This window comes from Mesorhizobium sp. M1307 (assembly GCF_040318155.1).
Lineage (GTDB): Bacteria > Pseudomonadota > Alphaproteobacteria > Rhizobiales > Rhizobiaceae > Mesorhizobium.
The window spans coordinates 143,279-163,333 of the sequence record NZ_JAMYLR010000009.1; the positions used below are offsets into that span (position 1 = coordinate 143,279).

Genomic DNA, 20,055 nt, shown 5'->3' on the forward strand with positions numbered 1-20,055 from the left:
GGCGCGGACCATGCGGCAGGCTTTTGGCGGGGTCAAGGCAAGCATATGCTTGCATTCCGAATCGTGCGCCACTACGTCAATTCGACCAAGCGAGGATTTGCCATGGCGACCGGACCGAACCGCATTCTCGATGAATTCGCCAAGCTGATGACCGATGCAGCCGGTGCCGCGCAAGGCGTGCGGCGCGAGGTGGAGACCGCCTTCAGGGGCCAGGCCGAGCGCATACTCAACTCCATGGACGTGGTGCAGCGCGAGGAATTCGAGGCCGCTCGCGACATGGCGGCGAAGGCCAGGGAAGAAAACACCCGCCTCGCCGCTCGCATCGAGGCGCTCGAGGCCAGGCTTGCCGAATTGACCGGTCAACCAGCGCCTGCGGCTGCGGCAAAGCCGCGTGCAAAAAAATAACAAGAAATAAATCGTTAAACTTTTCCACAAAGCCGGATCGCAAAAAGCGCTTTGTCGTGAATCGCTTACCGGTACTGCGTGAATCTTTGTGACAGCGCCTTTCCACATGCGAATGACGCAGTGCGAAAAATTTGGCTGGTCACGCGACTCCCGATCAATAGACTGAATTTGTTGCATGATTCGGAGCAGGGTCATGCGCCGGGCGGTGGGGTCCGGTCCGGGGTCTTTGCGTTGACGAAGTCCTGGCCGTCCGAGTTCTAGGCAGAATTGTTCGAGTGTGCCTCTCCCGCGGAGCGTGTGGTGGCGCTCCCAGAACGACAGGAAGCATTTCATGGAACTTCTCGAACTCGAATTCTCCCGCGAAATCCATCCGGTGGATGTTATCGAGCAGGTGGCGCACAACAACGATTGGTCCTTCGAGCGGGCCGGCGACGACGAGATCTCGATCTCTGTTGCCGGAAGCTGGACCGACTACCACGTTTCATTCTCCTGGATGGAGGACTATGAGGCGCTGCACCTGGCCTGCGCCTTCGACATCAAGGTCCCGGAGGCGCGTGCGCTCGAGGTGATGCGGCTGCTTTCGCTGATCAACGAGCAGATGCTATTTGGCCATTTCGACCTCTGGGAGCAGGAAGGCGCCATCATGTTCCGCCAGTCGCTGCTGCTGGCCGGTGGGGTCGAGCCGTCGAGCCAGCAGGTCGAGGTGCTGCTGTCGTCGGCGCTGGAGGCCTGCGAATGCTATTTCCAGGCGTTCCAGTTCGTCGTCTGGTCAGGAACTTCGGCCAAGGATGCGTTGGCCGGCGTGCTGTTCGAAACCTACGGAAACGCCTGACCGTCGATGGTTTCGAGCAACGCGCGAAAACCCGAGATCAGCTTTGCCGATTTCGACCGCATCGACATCCGCGCCGGCACGATCGTCGAGGCCGAGCCTTTTCCCGAGGCGCGCAACCCGGCGATCAAGTTGAAAATCGATTTCGGTCCCGTGATCGGGGTGAAGAAATCCTCGGCCCAGATCACGAAATACTATACGCCCGAAGCCCTGATCGGCCGGCAGGTGTTCGCTGTGGTCAATTTCCCGCCGCGTCAGATCGGGCCGTTCATGTCGGAAGTGCTGACGCTTGGCTTTCCGGATGAGGAGGGCGCGGTTGTGCTGGGCGCCATCGAGCGAAAGGTGCCTGACGGCGGTCGGTTATTTTAGCCGCAGTTCTGATCAGGCGGCCAGTTTACGCGTGGTACCCAGCGCCTCTTCGACCGTTTCCATGAACATTTCCGCGCAGACCTTCCAGCTGTAGCGCATCGCGCGTTGCCGCGCCTCGGCGCGGTCGACGTGAAGGGCGGCGAGCGCTGCTTGCCGCAGGTCGTCCGATACCGCGCCGCCGATGCCGTCGCCGACGATGTCGATCGGTCCGGTGACGGGATAGGCTGCGACCGGCGTGCCGCTGGCCAGCGCCTCGATAATGACGTTGCCGAACGTGTCGGTACGGCTGGGGAAGACGAAAACATCGGCCGAGGCGTAGATCTCGGCTAGTTCGTCGTTCGGACGATGGCCGAGGAAATGGGCATCGGGATATCTGGCCTTCAGCTTCGCCAATTCCGGCCCTTCGCCTACGACCAACTTGCTACCGGGCAGGTCGAGGTCGAGGAAGGCCGGCAGGTTCTTTTCGATCGCGACGCGGCCGACGCAGAGGAAGATCGGTCCGGGAAATCCCAGGTCCTTTCTTTTGTCCGGCCGAAAATGATCGGTGTCGACGCCGCGCGTCCACGGCCGGAGCTTGGTGAAGCCGCGCGCCGCAAGATCGTCGGCAAGCGACTGGGTGGCAACCAGCGTGCCCTGTCCTGAATTGTGGAAATCACGCAGCCAGCGATAGGCCCATGCTTCAGGCACCGGCAGGCGCGCGCTCAGATATTCCGGAAAACGTGTGTGATAGCTGGTCGTGAACGGGCGGCCGGCGTTGCGGCAGTAGCGCCGGGCCATAATGCCGAGCGGTCCTTCGGTGACGATATGGATGTGGTCCACCTTGCGTGCCTCGATCAGCTGCGCCACGCGGTGCGGCGTCGTCAGCGCCAGCCTGATATCGGGATAGGTCGGCAGAGGCAGGGTGCGAAAGATATTCGGCGTCAGGAAGTCCGTTTCGATATCGAAGGATTTCAGGGTCTCCGAGAGGCGCTCCAGCGTGTGGACGACGCCGTTGACTTGCGGGCGCCAGGCGTCGGTGACCATCAGGATGCGCATGGCGGTCCCTTGGCGGCAAGCTTCATTGCCTCGCCGCGACGCCTGAGCGGCGACCACGCCGCAGCTCTGGCGTCGCACCAGCGCACCCGGGCAGGTGCGGGGTCGAAATGAGGCCGCAGGGCCGAATCAATCAGGATTGCGCGCTTCATTGGCGCTCTTCACCATGGTTTCATGACGGGCCGATGAAGGCCGGGTGTCGCTGCCGTCAAGCGGGGACCTTGATCACCGCCCGAAGGCCGCCGAGCGGGCTGCGTTCGAGGACGATGTCGCCGCCATGGCTGCGGGCAATGTCACGTGCGATGGAGAGGCCAAGGCCGGTGCCGCTGGCGTCGAGGTTGCGGGCCTCGTCCAGCCGCACGAACGGCTTGAATACATCCTCCCGCTTTTCGGGCGGAATGCCCGGGCCGTCATCGTCGATGGTGACGAGCAGCGAACCGCGACCATGATTGGCATTGATCTCCACCGTCTTGGCATAGCGGAATGCATTGCCGACGACGTTGGACAGCAGCCGGGCAAAGGCATTGGGGCGCACATGCACATGCGGATCGCCGACAAGCACGGTCGATAGCTTGCGCTTGCGCAGCGCGGCCTCCTCGCGAAGCTTGTCGAAGAAGGCTTCGAGATCGAACTGGCCGGCGTCTTCCGAAGCTTCGCCGCGTGCAAAGGCAAGGTAGCCTTCCAGCATCGACTGCATGTCGTCGATGTCCTGGTCGAGTGCCTGGGTATCGGCCGCCTTGGTCCCGGCAAGCGCCAATTGCAGTTTGAAGCGGGTGAGGATGGTCCTCAGATCGTGGCTGACGCCGCTCAGCATGGCGGTACGCTGCTCGAGCTGGCGTTCGATGCGTTCGCGCATCTGTATGAAGGCAAAGCCGGCGCGGCGGACTTCCTCGGCTCCGCGCGGGCGAAAATCGCGCGGCATCGGCCGGCCCTTGCCGAAGCTCTCGGCCGCCTCGGCCAGCGTCAGAATCGGCCGGATCTGGTTGCGCAGGAAGGGAATGGCGATCATCAGCAGCACCAGCGAGGTGCCGACCATCCAGATCAGGAAAATATGGGTGTTCGATGCATAGGCCTGGCTGCGGCGCACGAAGACGCGCAGCACCTTGTTCTCGAGCTGGACGCGGACCTCGACGATATTGGAATTGCCGACCGTATCGATCCAGAACGGACGGTTGATCTGGCGGGTGATCTCGGACGAAAGGATCTCGTCGAGGATCGAGAAGAACGGCTTTGGCCCGGGAGGCGGCAGCGGGTCGGGCGGTAGGAGGTCGACTTTCAGCTGCATGCGATCCTGGGCGATGCGGATGACGTTGGCGTAGTCGGCGTCGTGAGGATAGGTCTCTATCAGGTCGATGATGGCGGCGATGTCGCGCACCGTGGCCTGCGACAGGCGCTGCGTCACGGTCTGCCAGTGGCGCTCCATGAAGACAAAGGCGACGACCGACTGCAGCATGATCATCGGCGCGATGACGATGATCAGCGAGCGGGCATAGAGCCGCTTCGGCATGTAAAGCGACACCAGGCGCCAGAAACGGTTCCAGGCGCGCGGCACGGCCTTGAGCGCCCGCGTCGCACGAGCGCTCAAGCCGCCATCTCCCGGCCGTTCGAGTTGCGTGGTCGCCATTCGTCTTTCGCTCACCGGCGGCCCGGCAAAGGACCGCTGTCGGCGACATTCTATTCCACGCTGAGCCGATACCCAATACCGCGCACTGTCTGCAGCCAGACCGGATTGGACGGATCGCGTTCGATCTTGCGGCGGAGCCGATTGATCTGGACGTCGATCGTGCGCTCGCCGACCTCGGATTCATCGCCGACAAGCTCATGCCGCGGTATCGTTTCGCCGGCACGCGCAGCGAAGATCGCCAGGATTTCCTGCTCGCGGTCGGTCAGCTTGAGCGCCTCGCCGCCGCGCTTCAGCTCACGCCTGGCGATCTGGAACGTATAGGGGCCAAAGACCAGCTGTTCGACCTTAGGCGTTGTCGCGGGGCCGCCGCGGCGCAGGATATTGTTGATACGCAGGATCAGCTCGCGCGGGTCGAACGGTTTAGGCAGATAGTCGTCGGCGCCGGCCTCGAGCCCGGTGATCCGGCTGTCGGTTTCGGACAGTGCGGTGAGCATCAGGATCGGCACGTTTTTCTCCGCCCGCAGCGCCTTGGTGAGGTCGACGCCACTTTCACCCGGCATCATGACGTCGAGCACGATCAGATCGAAGTCGAGGCCGGCGAGCTTGCGGCGCGCCTCGCCGGAATTTCCGGCGACGGTGACGCGAAAGCCGTTTTCGGTCAGATACTGTTTCAGAAGATTGCGGATACGGGTGTCGTCGTCGACCACCAGCAGATGCGGCGCGTCGTCTTCCGGTGCTGTCGGATGATCAACCCTCTCAATGGTCTCCATGGTTTTTCCCTGACATCTTTGCGGGCACAATGTCGATCTGCGCCCTTAGTTCCGGATTGACCATCGCTTCAAGGAACCGTTCGATAACGGCGCGTTCGGTGGCTCCGGAATCTTCCAATGCAGCATGGATGCGGCGCGACTGTGGCCGCGCCAGCGCCAGCGCCAGGGCACGGCCCTTGGCCGTCGGGTAGAGTTCGCGCTGGCGGCGGTCGCGAGGGCCCTGCAATTGCACGATATGGTCGGTGTCGATCAGTTGCTTGAGCACGCGCGCCAGGCTCTGCTTGGTGATCTTGAGCACGTCGAGGAGCTCGGCGACCGTCAGCCCGGGCCGGCGATTGACGAAATGCAGAACCCGGTGATGGGCACGGCCAAAACCGTATTCGGCCAGGATCTGGTCCGGATCGGAGGTAAAGTCGCGATAGGCGAAGAAAAACAACTCGATGATGGCGAAATCGATGCCGTCCTCGTCGGTGATCGCCGTCCTGATCGGTTCTGCGGCTGCGTGGCTCGTCATCTTTTCTCCGTGTGAAGCAGGAAATTATGTCAGCACTATTGACGTATTTTCCGCGCGATGGTAATTTTTGGCAAGCTTTTCGGCGGATTGCGAACGAAAAGGCAAGCGAAGCCGTTTTTTCCGGAACTTCCTGAGTTTGCCAGACCTTAAATATCCGCCTACGCTTTGAGACAATGGCCGCCCACAGCGGCCGAAACGAAACACGCAACGACACAATGATGTGCGGGCTGCCGCCCGCGGGAGGTTACCATGGCATCCGTTCCCTTCGACCAACTGGACGGCTTTATCTGGATGAACGGCGAATTCGTCAAATGGGCCGACGCCAAGATCCACGTCTTGACCCACGGGCTGCACTACGCCAGCGCGGTATTCGAGGGCGAGCGCGCTTATGGGGGCGAAATTTTCAAGCTGACCGACCACACCGAACGCCTGCATGAATCGGCGCGCCTGCTTGGCTTCAAGATACCCTACTCGGTCGCCGAGATCGACGACGCCTGCCGCACGCTGTTGAAGAAGCAAGGTTTCCAGGACGCCTATGTCCGGCCGATCGCGTGGCGCGGCAGCGAACAGATGGGCGTTTCCGCACAGAACAGTCGGATCAACTGCGCCATCGCCATCTGGCAGTGGCCAAGCTATTTCGACCCGGCGCAGAAGCTCAAGGGGATCCGCCTCGACATGGCCGAATGGCGCCGCCCCGACCCGCGCACCGCACCGTCGAAATCGAAGGCGGCCGGCCTCTACATGATCTGCACCATGTCCAAGCATGCCGCCGAGGCCAAGGGCTATGCCGACGCCATGATGCTCGACTGGCGTGGCCAGGTGGCGGAAGCGACAGGCGCCAACATCTTCTTCGTCAAGGACGGCAAGATCCATACGCCCAAGCCTGATTGCTTCCTCGACGGCATCACCCGCCGCACGGTTATTGGCCTTGCCAAGGACCGCGGTTTGGAGGTGATCGAGCGCGCCATCATGCCGGATGAGCTTGAAGGCTTCCAGCAGTGCTTCCTCACCGGGACGGCAGCCGAGGTGACGCCTGTTTCGGAGATCGGTCCATACCGATTCGAGGTCGGCGAAATCGCCAAGACGCTGATGAATGACTATTCTGCGGCCGTTCAGCCCAAGCACGCAATCGCTGCAGAATAACGAAAGTCACAGCTTTTTTAACTAGTAAGGGCGGTTTTCGGGCCGCCCCTTTTATTTAAGCGCTTCTGCATTTGACTTTCACACAATTCGGCGTCTCATGATGGGGTCGGCCCGGGAGGCTGGCAGCTATGGAGGGACTGGAAATATGGATATGAACACGCTTCTTCCGATCATTATTCAGGTGATTACGGGTATCATCGGTGGTCAGGCGGTTGGCGCGGCTATCAAGACTGCGGCGATGGGGCAGCTTACCAAAATCCTGGGCGGCGCTGTCGGCGGCGTCGGCGGTGCGGCCATCCTCAACAGTCTGCTGGGTGGCTCGGTCGATCCGGCAGCCGCCGCCACGGCGGCAGGGGCCGGCAGCGCGTTGAACATTTCAAATATCGTTGGCGGTGCCGGCGGCGGCGCCATCCTGACCGGCATCATCGGTGCGGTCATGAACGCGATGAAGAAATAAGCTTTGACGTTTCAGGTTTTCAAATGGGCGGCTTCGGCCGCCCATTTCGTTTGCCGTTTGTGGGAGCGGTGGACGCCGTTCGCGTGTGTCTCTACATCAGGGCCTGGTTCAAGGTTGGAGCTCTCCTGACGCGTTCGAGGGGACGCGCAGCGCTCCGACAGCGTGAAAGGACGAATATGGGTCAGCTCAACGCCGGCATCGTGCCGGTCACGCCGTTCCAGCAGAACTGCACCATCCTCTTCGACATGGACGACAGGCAAGGCGTTGTCGTCGATCCGGGCGGCGACATCGACAAGGTGCTGGCGGCGCTCGAGGACAATGCGATCACTGCCGGCGCGATCTGGATTACGCACGGCCATATCGACCATGCCGGCGGGGCCATGGAACTGAAGGAGGCGCTCGGTATCGAGATCATCGGTCCGCATGCCGCCGACCGGCCGCTGCTCGCCAATCTCGAGAACCAGGCAAAGCGCTACGGCATCACCGATCCCGTGCGCAACTGTGTCCCCGACCGGTTCCTTGCCGAAGGCGAGACCGTTTCGTTCGGCTCGCACGTGTTCGAGGTGCTCCATTGTCCGGGCCATGCACCCGGCCACGTCGTCTACTATAGCCGGGCTGCGAAGTTCGCCCATGTCGGCGACGTGCTGTTCCGCGGTTCGGTCGGCCGCACCGATCTGCCGGGCGGCAACCACGCCGCGCTGATCGCCTCGATCAAGGAGAAGCTTTTGCCGTTGGGCGACGACATCGGCTTTATCTGCGGCCATGGTCCCGGCGGCCGTTTTGGTGAGGAGCGGCGGAGCAATCCTTTTCTGGTCTGAAAGCGCTTGCCGGAAACAAAAAGCGCGGCCTGTGCGACCGCGCTTTTTTCCGACGGGAAACTGCCTCCGCTAATTGGCGGTGCAGAAATGCTGTTCGCCGTCATAGCCGGTGAACGTGCCGGTACGGGCGTTGAAGCTCCGGTAGCGGTCCGAGCAGTATTCGTACCAGCCGCGGGTCCACGGCTCCGCATAGCTTTCGGCATAGGCCACGCGCGGCTGCACGTAATAACGGCGCACCGGGGCAGGCCTGTAGTATTCATCATCATAGGCCGGGTCGTAATAGCGGGGCTGCGGGCTGGCGAGCGCACCGCCGATCAGGGCACCGGCCGCAAGGCCGAGCACGCCGGCCGCAACGGCGTCGCCGTGGCCGTGGTGGCGGCGGTGATGGCGCCATTCGTCGGCATTGGCCGCGGGCAAGGTCGCAAGCGTGGTCGCAACGACCGCGGCGGACAGGATGGCAGTCTTGAAAATTCGGTTCATGTCGGTCTCCTTCGTGCCGGCCCGGGTCGTTTTCGGGGGATGCGGTCCGGCTTTAACGAAGATTAATATGCGACCGTGGCTGAACGGGGGCTGAACGAAATTTGACCAGGCGGTTCATCTAACTGGGCGGTTCAAGCGTGCGGCAAACACCGCAGGCCAGACCGGCCCACGTCCATTCTGTCCGGGGGTGGTTCAGCCGATCGACAGGTTGACGGCTTTCGGACCCTTGCCGCGCTTGTCCGGCTCGGTGTCGAATGTCACTTTCTGCCCATCCTCAAGACCGGGAAGACCCGACGCCTGCACGGCCGAAATATGGACGAAGACATCCTTTGCCCCGTCGTCCGGCGTGATGAAGCCGAAGCCCTTGGCGTGATTGAAGAATTTGACGGTGCCGGTCTGCGGCATGGGAAGCTCCTTTGATCCCACAAGTCCAGTCTCGGGCCGGCAAATGCCCGGACGGAAATTTGTCCTTTATTTTAGTGCCATCGGCAAGAGAAAGTTTTGCGGGTGCGGGCAAGCATCCCGGAACACAAAAGGCGCGACGAAAACCGCCGCGCCTTTACAGAATTCAAGTTCACTCCAAAAGCCTTGCAGCATCCTCACCCCGAAAGGACGCGCGGCACGCTGTGGTTTCAGGCAGCGCGGAGATTGACCGCTTTCGGACCCTTGCCCATACGGTCGGGCTCGACATCGAAGGTGACCTTCTGACCGTCGACGAGAGTGCGCAGCCCGGAAGCCTCGATCGCCGAGATGTGGACGAACACATCCTTGGCGCCGCCATCGGGCGTGATGAAGCCGAAGCCTTTGGTAGCGTTGAAGAATTTAACGGTGCCGGTCTGGGCCATTGGGGAAACTCCTTCACCCGTGTCAGTCTTGGTGGTTCCGCCCGCCGCCTGGCGCCGTGGGCAAGTCCCGGTGGTTGCTTCGGCAGTCATGCATTGGCGCATGGTAAAACCCCCCGCCGAAAACGGGGCTGTCAGAGATTCACAGTATCGGGGAAAGGTCGTCCAAAACGTTCCGCTCTCCGGGTCGCAAATGCCCGAACACAAAATTTATCGCACGGAAACGTGATGCTTGCAAGACACAGCCGCGGGCGGCCCCAACAGGGGCATCCCGACGCATCGCACCGATAGTACCGGTTTTCTGCGCGGTCATCGGCCAGACTTCACCCAGGCATGGTCCAGCAAGCGGGGCAGGTGCTGTCTTGGCTTGCGCCGCAATACCGCCCTGGCTCGCCCAGTTGCAAACAGGGGTTGCATCTGGCAGCGGAATGACGAGGATCGGCCTGACCCAGGCACCATTTGTGCAGGCAGGAGTTTCAAGGGAGGGAACATTCATGCGGTTTCTTGCGACAATCTTTCCGCGGCAGGTTTTTTCCATCCTGTTCCTGTCGGCAATTCTCGCAGCCTGCACCGTCGTGGTGGATGATGAGGGGCCGGGGCCGCGCCCGCCACGGCCGGGGCCGCAATTCTGCACTAGGCAATATGACCCGGTCTGTGCCCGGCGCGGCGGCGACCGCCAGACCTTCGCCAATGCCTGCCTTGCCGAACGGGCCGGATACCGCATCATTCGCGAGGGCGAGTGCCGCGGCGGTGGTGGTAGCGGTGAGGAGCAGACATTCTGCACCCGCGAATACCGCCCAGTCTGTGCCCGTCGCCATGGCGAACTGCGCACATTCCCCAACGAATGCGAAGCCCGCGCGGCGGATTATCGCGTCGTCGATGACGGGCCCTGCTAGCGCACCGACCTACAGCCTGGCCGGATAAGCACCATCTGGGGGCCGGCGTAGAGCTCAGCGCCGTTCCCGTTGGAGATGCGCAGGCGACGCGGATCTGCGGCATCATCAGCGTGTGAAGCAGCGTTGCGGCGCGTCGGCTCAGTTGGCCGGGTTGTCGACCGGTTCGAGATTGTCTTCCGTGGTGACCCGCTCATAGGTCTCCTGATCGCTGCGGATGCGATATTGCGGCGAGCCGTCCTTGACCGGCAGCCGGCTTTTGATCTGGAACAGCTCCGCGGTCTTTTGGGCAAGGCCGGTGCGGCTCTTCATGCGGACGGTCTGGCCGACGGTGAAGATATGCGCCGGCGTGTCCGTGCGCCGCGCATTCTGCTGGAAGCGGATCATGTGACATTCTCCTGGTCGTGCCGAAGCGCTGCGTCGAGCTCGGCATGGTCAATGGCGACAAGCTGGCTGGTCGCGCTTTTCACTGTCCTTGCCGGCAGATGGATGAAAGTGGCGACGCGGCGCCAGGCAGGCCAGGACATGCCGTCGATCAGTTCTTCGTCGTGGTCGATGTCATAGTCGCCGGCCGGCTGCACGCCATCCAGCCCGCCAAGCACGAAAGGTGCCGCGAAATGCGCTATGGAATGGGTGGTGCGAGCAGACATTCTTGTGCCTCGAAGTTCTCGCTTGTGCCTTGAAGTTCTCGTGCCTTGAAGTTTCTTTCCGGCCTGCCCCGGAAGCGGAGCCTGCATTGCGGTACCAGGTGTCGGCGATTTGGATAAGTTTGGCGGGCCGAGAATCCCTGACACCGCGGGGCCAAGCATGACCCAAAACGGTTTCTTACCATTAGTCTGAAAATACGGCTTATTCAAGAAGTTTTCGGCCTCTTACCCCTACCAACGTGAAATTACTTTTCTATAGTTATCTGCAGAACGATGATACGGTCCCGGTGCACCTCAAAAATTGTTTGAAGAAATTCCGAAAAAATTCCTCCGGCATTTGTATTTATCTAGCAATGGAAGGAAGAGAGTCATGAACTCCGCAAGAACACCGGATGTCCCGACAGTTGCAGTCAGTCCTGTCGCAAAGCCGATAAAGGTCTTGTCGCCGCGTCTCACGATAAGAAGCGACGAGGCGGCAAGGCGAAGGATTGCCGACACCGACGGCACGGCGCGGCGGGCGCGCCAGCTTGCCGAAAGCAACCGCCTGATTTGACGCGCAAGCCATGACGCTCAATTTTCCCAATCCCAGCCGCTCCTATGACGCGGCGGCCAAGCGCATTCGTTTCGTCGGCCATGACGGCATGCTCGAAGTCCCGTTCTTTGTCGAGGTCGCGGCACTTTCGGCGGCAAACCCGGCTGCAAGCGGAGCCGAGGCCGAATTCCTCAGCGCCTTCGACGCCAAGCGTTCGTCGATCCAAGAGATTGCGCGCCAAGCCTACTCGCACGGCCGCAGGAACATGTATGTGCTGACGCCGGCCGACTTTCGGTAGGCTCCCCCGGGTTCGAAGTTTTGCTTCGTAGCGACCGCCGTCTGCTCTTGCACGCGCCGCAGCGATGGCCTAGATCGCGGCAGGCGGACAACACGGCAGGTTTCCCATCAACAGAGATCCGAGACAACCGGCAGGCGCACGTTACGGCTCAGGCGGACAGCCGCCGCTGGGGCTCGACCAGCACGTGCAGCAGGCGCTGCAGCTGCACCAGGCCGGGCGCCGGCAGGAAGCCGAGGCGCTTTACCGACAGGTGCTGGCGCAAAAGGCCAACCACCCGGCTGCTGCGCATTTCCTCGGGCTTCTGCTGCACCAGACCGGGCGCAGCGCCGAGGGGCTGGCGCTGATCGAACAATCGGTGCGTCTGCAACCGAACAATCCGGATTTCCTCAACAATCTCGGCACCGTGCTGCGCGACCTCGGCCGGGTCGCGGCCGCCGCCGATCTCTTCCGCAAGGTGGTGGCGATTCGGCCGGACCAGCTGGCGGCGCGTGACAATCTCGGCTCGTCGCTGAAGCAGCTCGGCCAATTCGAAGGCGCCGAGGATATTTATCGCGGCACGATCGGCCGTAACCCGTTCCATGTCCGCGCCCGCGTCGGGCTTGCCGAAACGCTGCAGGAAGCGGGCCGGCTGGATGAGGCACTGGCTGTTTTTCGCGAGGCGCTGACGATCCGGCCGAAGGATGCCGATCTTTTGCACGGCCTGGGTGTCGGGCTGATGGAAAAGGGCAATCTCGACGAGGCTGCGGATCTTTTCAGGCAGGCGCTGGCTGTGGACCCCGGCATGGCGAGGGCCTGGCTGATGCTTACACAGGTCAAGCGCCAGAAGGAGCGCGACGCCGAGCTTGCCCGCATGGAGGCGGAGCACGCCAAGGCGCCGCAAGGCAGCCTGGCGCGCATGCAGCTTTCCTTCGGCCTCGGCAAGGCCAATGACGACCTCAGGGATTATGGCCGCGCTTTCGACTATTTCGCCGAAGGCAACGCGATCCGCCGCCAGGGCATCGACTACGACGCCGGCAAGACGCGCGGCGAGTTCGAGGCGATGAAGGCGGTGTTCGACAAGGCCTTTTTTGAAAGGCACAGGCCGAGCGGGATAGCCGACGACACGCCGATCTTCGTCGTCGGCATGCCGCGTTCCGGCACCACGCTGGTCGAGCAGATCATCGCCAGCCATCCGCAGGTCTATGGCGCCGGCGAGCTCAGCATATTGAAGACGGCGGTCGGCAAGCAGTTTCCGCTCAGCATGAAGGGCGGCTTTCCCTGGGGCATCGCCGACATGCCCGACAAGGCCTATGCCGAGGCCGGCCAGGCCTATCTCGACATGCTGCACGCCCGCTATCCGGGTTCTCGGCACGTCACCGACAAGATGCCCGGCAATTTCCTCTTGGTGGGCTTCATCCATTTGATGCTGCCGAAGGCCAAGATCATCCATTGCGCGCGCGATGCGGCGGCGACCTGCCTGTCGATCTACAAGGTGCACTTCCGAGGCGACAGCCATCGCTACGGCTACGATCTCGACGAGCTCGCCGATTTCCACAATCTGTACACCGACATCATGGCGCACTGGCACGCCGTGCTGCCTGATGTCGTGCACGACGTTCGCTACGAGGATTTCGTCGCCGACCAGGAAGGCCAGTCGCGGGCGCTGATCGCCCATCTCGGCCTGCCGTGGGACGACGCCGTGCTGTCGTTCCACCAGACCGACCGGCCGGTGCGAACGGCGTCGGCTGCGCAAGTGCGCCAGCCGATGTATCAGGGCTCGGTCGACCTGTGGAAGCGCTATGGCGACCGGCTGAAGCCGCTGCACGACAAACTTGATCGAGGGGCGCCTACAGCTCGATGAAGGGCTGAAAACCGCCAAAGATCATGCGCTTGCCGTCGAACGGCATGGTCTCCCAGTCCGACTTGAGGCGCGGGTCGGCCATCACCTTGGCCATCACCGCGTCGCGGCTCTGGCGCGATTCGTAGACCACCCAGGAGAAGACGACGACCTCGTCTTCCTTGGCCTGCACGGCGCGCGGGAACGAGGTGAGCTCGCCATAGGGTACGTCGTCGCCAATGCATTCGACATAGGCCAACGCGCCATGCTCCTTCCAGACGGCGCCGGCCGTCTGCGCCATTTTCTTGTAGGCATCGAGATTTGCCTTCGGCACGGCCAGTACGAAACCGTCGACATAGGACATCTGACTTCCTCCATGCGATCGTTTTCCTCTCCCTCTGGAGCGGGAGAGGTGATTTCAGACACAGCCTGTGTGGAATGCTAAGCTGCTTTCACCGGTGCGTTCATTGCCCATTCGACGCCGAACGGATCACGCATATTGCCCCAGCGGTCGCCCCAGAACATCACCTGCAACGGCACGACTTCCTCGCACCCCGCCTCGACGGCTCGCTGCCACCAGGCGTCGATGTCTTCGCTGCCGAGATGGAGCTGCATAGTGTAGCCCTGCGGCTTCACAGCGGCCATTCCATGCTCGGGATAGAAGTCGGAAAGCATCAGGGTCGAACCGTTGATGTGGAGATGGATATGCATGGTGCGGCCCTGTTCGTCCGGCGGATAGGCAAAGACCTGCTCGGCACCGAAGGCCTTTTGGTAAAATTCTGCGGCTTTGAAAGCGCCGTCCAGCTGAAGGTAGGGCGTCAATCCGCCAAGCACTTTGGCGGCGGGCTGGGTCTGCGGCTGGTCATTCATGTCATGCTCCTCTTTGCGTCTGGTTTGCCTTTGCGAACCACAGGACGAACGGAACGGCGACGATCCTACACGGCCGATGGTTTTTTGGATTCGAAATGGCGCCTGCCGCGACGGCTATCTGCTACCCTTCAACCTTCGATGCGAATCCGCGGGCTGTTCTGCGCGTCGACGACGATTTCCGGCCAGCCAATATCTTTGCGCAGCTCGATCGGCAATGAAAGGATGGCGCGTTCGCTGCGATAACGGGCGCGAGCCGCCGAGTAACGCGTCACGGCGTGACCTATGGATGGCAGAATAGACATGATGCTTTCTCCTCGATTGGCGCCGGCATCACCGTGTCGGCAACCCAAGGACGTGGCATGCGATCATCATCCGACAGAGCGCCGGAATTTTTTTCCGCAAGCCTTCAGCCGCCGGCTTCGGCAACCTCCCGGAAGAACTCCTCCGGGCTGTCGATCTCGGTCAATCGCCGTTTCTCGATCAGCCAGATGCGGTTGCCAACCGCGCGGATGAAGGAGCGGTCGTGCGAGGCAAGCAGGCAACTCGCCTGATGTTCCAGCAATTCCGCTTCCAGTGCTTCCTGACCATCGATATCGAGATGATTGGTCGGCTCGTCGAGTAAATAGAAATTGGGATTGGCGAGCCTCAGCGCCAGCATCATCAGCCGCGCCTTCTGTCCGCCCGACAGCACGCCGATCCTGCGCTCCTGCATGTCGATGCCGACGCCGGCGCCCGCCAGCAGCGAGCGGGCGCGCTGCTCGCCGACATCGAATCTGCGCGAGAGCATCGCCAGCGGCGTGTCGTCGCCGCCGATGCCCGACAATGCCTGGTCGCTATAGCCGAGCACGGTCGACGGCGTCACCTTCAGGCTTTGCGCCGCCGTTTCCGGCTCGACGATGGCGTTCCGGATCAGGCCGATCAGCCGTGACTTGCCGACGCCGTTACGGCCGAGCAGGACGATGCGGTCGCCTTGGCAGATGTGGCGCTTGCCGGTGCTGAACAGAACCGTGCCGTCAGGTGTTCCGACCACCAAATCGTCGAGCGTGATCAGCACCTTGGCATGGCTGCCGCGATTGGCGAGCTTGATCGCGCCCGCCGATCTTTCGCGGTGTGCCGGCGCTGCTGCTTCTTCCAGACGCTCGGCCCGCTGGTTGAGCTGCTTGGTCTTGACCGTCAAAAGGTCGCTGCCGGAATTGATGCCGATATTGTTGAGCTTGGCGGCCTGCCGGCGCAGCTGCTGCGCCACTTTCATGTCGCGCTGGAATTTGCGCTCGGTCGAGGCATCGACTTCGCTCAATGCGTCCCTGGCTCGTGAATAGGGCAGCGAGAATACCGGCGACTGTTCGGGGCGGAGGAACAGCGTCCGGTTGGTCGTAGCATCGAGAAAAGCGCGGTCGTGGCTGGCAATCACCAGCGGCACCTCACGTGGCAGCGCGTTCAGCCAGGTCTCGAGCTGGCTGATCTTGCCGAGATCGAGGTGATTGGTCGGCTCGTCGAGAAGCAGGACGTCGGGATCGGTGACCCAGACGCGGGCGATCAACGCCAGCCTTTGCCAGCCGCCGCTCAGCGCCTGCATTGGCCGCCCGCGCATCGGTTCTGGCACGTCAAGCGAGTCAAGAACCACATCGACGCGCCATTGTTCGCTTTCGACCTGTCCGGCCGGCAAGGCATCAGCGACCACCTGCTGGAAGCTGCGCCCGGCCAGCGCTGCCGGGACGACTTGCTCGACATAGCCGACGCGCAGGCCGCGCGTACGGGTGATGTCGCCTGATGTCGGCTCCATCTCGCCGGTCAGGCACTTCAGCAAAGTGGATTTGCCGCGCCCATTGGCGGCGACGATGCCGAGCCGGTCGCCGGTGCCGATGGTGAGGTCGAGGTTGGAAAACAGCGGCGCATTCAGGGTGACGCCGAGGGATTTGAGGCTGATCAGGGCCATATCGATTTCTCTGGTCTGGCCGGAGTGAGCTCCGGTTCAATGCACTTTGACGGTGCGCAGGCTGGCAATCAGGCTCAGCGTTGCAGCACCACGAAGGGCAGACCAAGAAAATCGAAGCGGGAAAACCCGGACCGTCTCTGGTCAGCCCTGCAAGCAAGCTCGCAGGGCAGAGACAGGGCCGCGCTGACGGTGGTGGTCGTAATACACGCAGCCCTCCTTTCAAGACGTTCGAGTTGTAGAAACTGGCTACACCAAGGCTAGGGCCGATGGCAAGTGGCTAGGCTCCCCCTTCTCCACTTGTGGGAAAAGGTGGCCGCGAAGCGGTCGGATGAGGGGTGCTCCAGCTTGGCACCGACGGCGATCCGTCCAGCACCCCTCAACCGTCTCGGCGCTGCGCGCCGATCCACCTTCTCCCCCTGGGGGAGAAGGGAAGCTCGCTAGCGTCCCGGGCGCCCCGTCTTGCCAGGCCGGCGCTCTTCGCGGCGGGCGTCGGCCGGGTCTTCGTAGGAGCCGATACCACTGCGCTGGCGGACAATGGGTTTGGCGGAATCGTTGCGTTCCTTCGCGCCCCCCTCTGCCCTGCCGGGCATCTCCCCCACACCGGGGGAGATTGGCTGTGGTTTCGCTGGCACCTTTCCTTCGACCGGCTTTTCCGTCCGCCGCACGGTCATCTCGTCGAGCGAGTTCTTCTTGAACAGCGGCTTGGTCGGTTCGCCCGGGATGCCGAAATCGGAGCCGTGCGCCTCTTCGGCCGACTGCTTCTTGAACAGCGAACGCGACACTGCGCCGGCCGGGGTCGGCATATCCGTGCCCGGCCCCATGGCGTCGAGCGAGGGCTTCGAAAACAGCGGCTTCTTCACCGGCACGGTGCCATCGGCACCCATTTCGTCGAGCGCCGGCTTGCGGAAGAGATTGGGCCGGGCCGCCTCTTCGGCGGCACGTGCCTCGTCGAGCTTGCGGAAACGCTCCTGTTCCTCAGCCGTACGATGTTTGGCCACGCCCTTGTTGTGCTTGCCCTTTTCGCGGCCCGAGACCGGGCTTTCCATGTCGGCATATTTGGCCAGCGGATCGTCGGAGATGGACAGTTCCATCTCGCGCAGCCGTTTGATCTCGTCGCGAATGCGGGCGGCCTTCTCGAAATCGAGGTTGGCGGCGGCGTCGCGCATCTGCTTGTCCAGGGCGTCGAGATGCGCTTTCAGATTGTTGCCCATCATCGCGCCGGCGCTGTCGGTGAACTGCGAAATGTCGGCGCGGACATGGTCCTTCTCGTAGACCGAGTCCAGGATGTCCGAAATGCGCGACTTGACCGATTCCGGGGTGATGCCGTTGGCCGCGTTCCACTCCATCTGCTTTTCGCGACGGCGGTTGGTCTCGGCCATTGCCCGCTCCATCGAGCCGGTGATCTGGTCGGCATAGAGGATGACCTTGCCGTCGACGTTTCTGGCGGCGCGGCCGATCGTCTGGATCAGCGATGTCTCGGAGCGCAGGAAACCTTCCTTGTCGGCATCGAGAATGGCGACGAAGCCGCATTCGGGAATGTCGAGGCCTTCGCGCAGCAGGTTGATGCCGACCAGCACGTCGAAGGCGCCGAGGCGCAGGTCGCGCAGGATCTCGATGCGCTCCAGCGTGTCGATGTCGGAGTGCATGTAGCGCACGCGTATGCCTTGCTCATGCAGATATTCGGTCAAATCCTCGGCCATGCGCTTGGTCAGCACGGTGACCAGCGTGCGGTAGCCGGCCTTCGTGGTTTCGCGGATTTCGCCGACGACGTCGTCGACCTGCGTCTTGGCCGGGCGTACTTCGACCGGCGGGTCGATGAGGCCGGTCGGGCGGATGACCTGCTCGGCGAAGACGCCGCCGGACTGCTCCATCTCCCAGGCGCCGGGCGTCGCCGAAACCGCGACGGAGAGCGGGCGCATGGCGTCCCATTCCTCGAAGCGCAGCGGCCGGTTGTCCATGCAGGACGGCAGGCGGAAACCATACTCGGCCAGCGTCGCCTTGCGACGAAAGTCGCCGCGATACATGCCGCCGATCTGCGGTATGGTGACGTGACTTTCGTCGACGAAGACCAGCGCATTGTCGGGTATGTATTCGAACAAGGTTGGAGGCGGATCGCCCGGCTGGCGGCCGGTCAGATAGCGCGAATAGTTCTCGATGCCGGCGCAGGACCCGGTCGCCTCCAGCATCTCCAGGTCGAAGCGGGTGCGCTGCTCAAGCCGCTGCGCCTCAAGCAGGCGGCCAGCCTTTTCAAGCTCTTGCAGGCGATACTTCAGTTCTTCCTTGATCGACTTGATGGCTTGATTCAAGGTCGGCCGCGGCGTCACATAGTGCGAATTGGCGTAGATCTTGACGCTCTTCAGCTCGCCGGTCTTCTGGCCGGTCAGCGGATCGAACTCGGTGATCGCCTCGATCTCGTCGCCGAACAGCGAGATGCGCCAGGCGCGATCCTCAAGGTGGGCCGGGAAGATCTCGATCGTGTCGCCGCGCACCCGGAACGAACCGCGGACGAAATTGATATCCTGGCGCTTGTATTGCTGGGCGACGAGGTCGGCGAGCAGCGCGCGCTGGTCGAGCCGGTCGCCGATCTGCATCTGGAAGGTCATCGCCGTGTAGGTCTCGACCGAGCCGATACCGTAGATGCAGGACACCGAGGCGACGATGATGACGTCGTCGCGCTCAAGCAGCGAACGCGTCGCCGAATGGCGCATGCGGTCGATCTGCTCGTTGATCGAGGATTCCTTCTCGATGTAGGTGTCGGTCCGTGGCACATAGGCCTCCGGCTGGTAATAGTCGTAGTAACTGACGAAATACTCGACGGCGTTTTCCGGGAAGAATTTCTTGAACTCGGAGTAGAGCTGCGCGGCCAACGTCTTGTTGGGCGCCAGGATCAGAGCGGGGCGCTGCGTCTCCTCGATCACCTTGGCCATGGTGAAGGTCTTGCCCGAGCCGGTGACGCCGAGCAGCACCTGGGTGCGGTCGTTGCGGTCGACGCCTTCGACGAGATCCTTGATCGCCGTCGGCTGGTCGCCGGCCGGCTCGAAATCCGAGACCATCCTGATGGCGATGCCACCTTCGGATTTCTCAGGCCGGGCAGGGCGGTGCGGCGTCCACAGCACGCCGTCCTTGTGCAGCGGATTGCCGGATTCGATCAGCGCCGACAGCGCCGCGACGGTCGCGGTGACGCCGCCCGAGGCCATGGTCTCGGCCTCTTCCAGGGAGACATCGAGGCCAGCGACAGGGTTGAGACCGGCCGCAGTGCGCTCCCGCGCCGAAGCCGCGCCGCCCATCGAGGTGCCGCGTGCCGTACGGCCGGGAGAAGAGGAGCGCTCCGGGATTTTCTTGGCAGACTTGGCGCCTTCCCTCCCCCTCGAGGGGAGGGTGGCGGCGGAGCCGCCGGGTGGGGTCGGTGCGGCAGTGCTCGGCGACCCTTGATGCCGAGCGCTTCCTTTGCCGACCCCCTCTGTCGCCTTCGGCGACATCTCCCCCTCGAGGGGGGAGATTTGACGCCCTTCCTTCTCGGCTTCCTGCTCGATCTGTTCGGCCCAGTCGGCGATCGAGCCGGTCAGCGGCGCGCCGGTGAACTCGGCCTGCGGCGCCTCGGCAAAGCCGCCCTTGTACAGGGGCTCCGACGCATCGAGGAAATCGGTCAGCGGACTGCGCCGCTTGGGCGGCGAAGCGCGCTCGTCATTCGCCGGCGGCGGCGTTTTCTTGTCGGAGAGTCTGGCCATGGCCCCGAATATGGGAGGTATCGGCCAAAATGGAAAGAGCGGAGTGGTGAAG

General features: G+C 62.6%; 24 protein-coding genes. 10 read left to right on the forward strand and 14 right to left on the reverse strand.

The annotated features are described in order from the left end of the window. The first annotated feature begins 102 nt into the window (after positions 1 to 102). The 3 genes from NKH16_RS13825 to NKH16_RS13835 all read left to right on the forward strand — a co-directional run bounded on the left by NKH16_RS13825 (position 103) and on the right by NKH16_RS13835 (position 1,603). Complete coding sequence (locus NKH16_RS13825) at positions 103 to 405, forward strand: accessory factor UbiK family protein (protein ID WP_352681125.1); 303 nt, start codon at positions 103 to 105, stop codon at positions 403 to 405. Positions 406 to 736: 331 nt separating this feature from the next. Next, entirely contained in the window at positions 737 to 1,237 is a 501-nt protein-coding gene (locus NKH16_RS13830; RefSeq protein WP_023678420.1) for a type III secretion system chaperone family protein, read from the forward strand. Positions 1,238 to 1,243: 6 nt separating this feature from the next. Further along, the gene (locus tag NKH16_RS13835) at positions 1,244 to 1,603 is read left to right on the forward strand and encodes a tRNA-binding protein (RefSeq protein ID WP_352743267.1); all 360 of its coding nucleotides are present in this window, start codon (positions 1,244 to 1,246) and stop codon (positions 1,601 to 1,603) included. Between the two features lie 12 nt (positions 1,604 to 1,615). On the opposite strand, the gene NKH16_RS13840 is transcribed toward NKH16_RS13835, so the two are convergent. From NKH16_RS13840 to NKH16_RS13855, 4 genes are all read right to left on the reverse strand, one after another. After that, positions 1,616 to 2,638: a glycosyltransferase family 4 protein gene (locus NKH16_RS13840; protein WP_352743265.1), complete on the reverse strand. Its 1,023-nt coding sequence runs from the start codon at positions 2,636 to 2,638 to the stop codon at positions 1,616 to 1,618. Between the two features lie 205 nt (positions 2,639 to 2,843). Then, positions 2,844 to 4,259, reverse strand: a complete 1,416-nt coding sequence (locus tag NKH16_RS13845) for an ATP-binding protein (RefSeq protein WP_023678416.1) — start codon at positions 4,257 to 4,259, stop codon at positions 2,844 to 2,846. A 50-nt stretch (positions 4,260 to 4,309) separates the two neighbouring features. After that, positions 4,310 to 5,029 carry a response regulator gene (locus NKH16_RS13850; protein WP_023678415.1) on the reverse strand — a complete coding sequence of 240 codons (720 nt, stop codon included), beginning with the start codon at positions 5,027 to 5,029 and terminating at the stop codon, positions 4,310 to 4,312. Then, the gene (locus tag NKH16_RS13855; protein ID WP_023678414.1) at positions 5,016 to 5,543 is read right to left on the reverse strand and encodes a MarR family winged helix-turn-helix transcriptional regulator; all 528 of its coding nucleotides are present in this window, start codon (positions 5,541 to 5,543) and stop codon (positions 5,016 to 5,018) included. Before NKH16_RS13855 ends, NKH16_RS13850 begins: the two co-directional genes overlap by 14 nt. 249 nt (positions 5,544 to 5,792) lie before the next feature. Here NKH16_RS13855 and NKH16_RS13860 point away from each other — a divergent pair, with 249 nt between their 5' ends. The 3 genes from NKH16_RS13860 to NKH16_RS13870 all read left to right on the forward strand — a co-directional run bounded on the left by NKH16_RS13860 (position 5,793) and on the right by NKH16_RS13870 (position 7,961). After that, complete coding sequence (locus tag NKH16_RS13860) at positions 5,793 to 6,686, forward strand: branched-chain amino acid aminotransferase (protein ID WP_352450493.1); 894 nt, start codon at positions 5,793 to 5,795, stop codon at positions 6,684 to 6,686. A 145-nt stretch (positions 6,687 to 6,831) separates the two neighbouring features. Continuing rightward, the gene (locus tag NKH16_RS13865) at positions 6,832 to 7,143 is read left to right on the forward strand and encodes a hypothetical protein (protein ID WP_352450492.1); all 312 of its coding nucleotides are present in this window, start codon (positions 6,832 to 6,834) and stop codon (positions 7,141 to 7,143) included. 176 nt (positions 7,144 to 7,319) lie between these two features. Beyond that, on the forward strand, positions 7,320 to 7,961 hold the full coding sequence (locus NKH16_RS13870; RefSeq protein ID WP_352450491.1) for an MBL fold metallo-hydrolase: 642 nt from the start codon (positions 7,320 to 7,322) through the stop codon (positions 7,959 to 7,961). A 69-nt stretch (positions 7,962 to 8,030) separates the two neighbouring features. On the opposite strand, the gene NKH16_RS13875 is transcribed toward NKH16_RS13870, so the two are convergent. The 3 genes from NKH16_RS13875 to NKH16_RS13885 form a co-directional block, all read right to left on the reverse strand. Further along, positions 8,031 to 8,441 carry a BA14K family protein gene (locus tag NKH16_RS13875; protein WP_023678410.1) on the reverse strand — a complete coding sequence of 137 codons (411 nt, stop codon included), beginning with the start codon at positions 8,439 to 8,441 and terminating at the stop codon, positions 8,031 to 8,033. A gap of 192 nt (positions 8,442 to 8,633) precedes the next feature. Continuing rightward, positions 8,634 to 8,846 carry a cold-shock protein gene (locus tag NKH16_RS13880; RefSeq protein WP_006202521.1) on the reverse strand — a complete coding sequence of 71 codons (213 nt, stop codon included), beginning with the start codon at positions 8,844 to 8,846 and terminating at the stop codon, positions 8,634 to 8,636. A 227-nt stretch (positions 8,847 to 9,073) separates the two neighbouring features. After that, positions 9,074 to 9,286, reverse strand: coding sequence for a cold-shock protein (locus NKH16_RS13885; RefSeq protein WP_006202520.1), 213 nt, complete (start codon positions 9,284 to 9,286; stop codon positions 9,074 to 9,076). 491 nt (positions 9,287 to 9,777) lie between these two features. On the opposite strand from NKH16_RS13885, the gene NKH16_RS13890 reads away from it, so the two are divergent. Further along, positions 9,778 to 10,179: a Kazal-type serine protease inhibitor family protein gene (locus NKH16_RS13890; RefSeq protein WP_352450490.1), complete on the forward strand. Its 402-nt coding sequence runs from the start codon at positions 9,778 to 9,780 to the stop codon at positions 10,177 to 10,179. A gap of 138 nt (positions 10,180 to 10,317) precedes the next feature. Here NKH16_RS13890 and NKH16_RS13895 read toward each other — a convergent pair whose 3' ends face one another. Together NKH16_RS13895 and NKH16_RS13900 are read right to left on the reverse strand one after the other, a co-directional pair. Then, positions 10,318 to 10,563 carry a hypothetical protein gene (locus NKH16_RS13895; RefSeq protein WP_023678408.1) on the reverse strand — a complete coding sequence of 82 codons (246 nt, stop codon included), beginning with the start codon at positions 10,561 to 10,563 and terminating at the stop codon, positions 10,318 to 10,320. After that, positions 10,560 to 10,826 carry a hypothetical protein gene (locus NKH16_RS13900; RefSeq protein WP_023678407.1) on the reverse strand — a complete coding sequence of 89 codons (267 nt, stop codon included), beginning with the start codon at positions 10,824 to 10,826 and terminating at the stop codon, positions 10,560 to 10,562. Before NKH16_RS13900 ends, NKH16_RS13895 begins: the two co-directional genes overlap by 4 nt. 367 nt (positions 10,827 to 11,193) lie before the next feature. Here NKH16_RS13900 and NKH16_RS13905 point away from each other — a divergent pair, with 367 nt between their 5' ends. From NKH16_RS13905 to NKH16_RS13915, 3 genes are all read left to right on the forward strand, one after another. Further along, positions 11,194 to 11,376, forward strand: a complete 183-nt coding sequence (locus NKH16_RS13905; RefSeq protein ID WP_023678406.1) for a hypothetical protein — start codon at positions 11,194 to 11,196, stop codon at positions 11,374 to 11,376. Between the two features lie 10 nt (positions 11,377 to 11,386). Continuing rightward, positions 11,387 to 11,653 (forward strand): DUF1488 family protein, encoded by a 267-nt coding sequence (locus tag NKH16_RS13910; RefSeq protein ID WP_352450489.1) that lies wholly within the window; start codon positions 11,387 to 11,389, stop codon positions 11,651 to 11,653. Positions 11,654 to 11,837: 184 nt separating this feature from the next. Further along, positions 11,838 to 13,493, forward strand: coding sequence for a tetratricopeptide repeat-containing sulfotransferase family protein (locus NKH16_RS13915; protein ID WP_352567997.1), 1,656 nt, complete (start codon positions 11,838 to 11,840; stop codon positions 13,491 to 13,493). Here the strand turns inward: NKH16_RS13915 and NKH16_RS13920 are convergent. The 5 genes from NKH16_RS13920 to uvrB all read right to left on the reverse strand — a co-directional run bounded on the left by NKH16_RS13920 (position 13,480) and on the right by uvrB (position 20,003). Next, on the reverse strand, positions 13,480 to 13,833 hold the full coding sequence (locus NKH16_RS13920) for a DUF1428 domain-containing protein (RefSeq protein WP_352743263.1): 354 nt from the start codon (positions 13,831 to 13,833) through the stop codon (positions 13,480 to 13,482). The two genes, NKH16_RS13915 and NKH16_RS13920, sit on opposite strands and share 14 nt — an antisense overlap. 77 nt (positions 13,834 to 13,910) lie before the next feature. Then, complete coding sequence (locus NKH16_RS13925; protein WP_352743261.1) at positions 13,911 to 14,339, reverse strand: VOC family protein; 429 nt, start codon at positions 14,337 to 14,339, stop codon at positions 13,911 to 13,913. 128 nt (positions 14,340 to 14,467) lie between these two features. Further along, a complete protein-coding gene (locus tag NKH16_RS13930; RefSeq protein ID WP_352743259.1) occupies positions 14,468 to 14,641 on the reverse strand; it encodes a hypothetical protein in 174 nt (57 codons plus the stop codon). A 104-nt stretch (positions 14,642 to 14,745) separates the two neighbouring features. After that, positions 14,746 to 16,275: an ABC-F family ATP-binding cassette domain-containing protein gene (locus NKH16_RS13935; protein ID WP_352821239.1), complete on the reverse strand. Its 1,530-nt coding sequence runs from the start codon at positions 16,273 to 16,275 to the stop codon at positions 14,746 to 14,748. 437 nt (positions 16,276 to 16,712) lie between these two features. Then, the gene (uvrB, locus tag NKH16_RS13940; RefSeq protein WP_352743257.1) at positions 16,713 to 20,003 is read right to left on the reverse strand and encodes an excinuclease ABC subunit UvrB; all 3,291 of its coding nucleotides are present in this window, start codon (positions 20,001 to 20,003) and stop codon (positions 16,713 to 16,715) included. Positions 20,004 to 20,055: the final 52 nt, after the last annotated feature.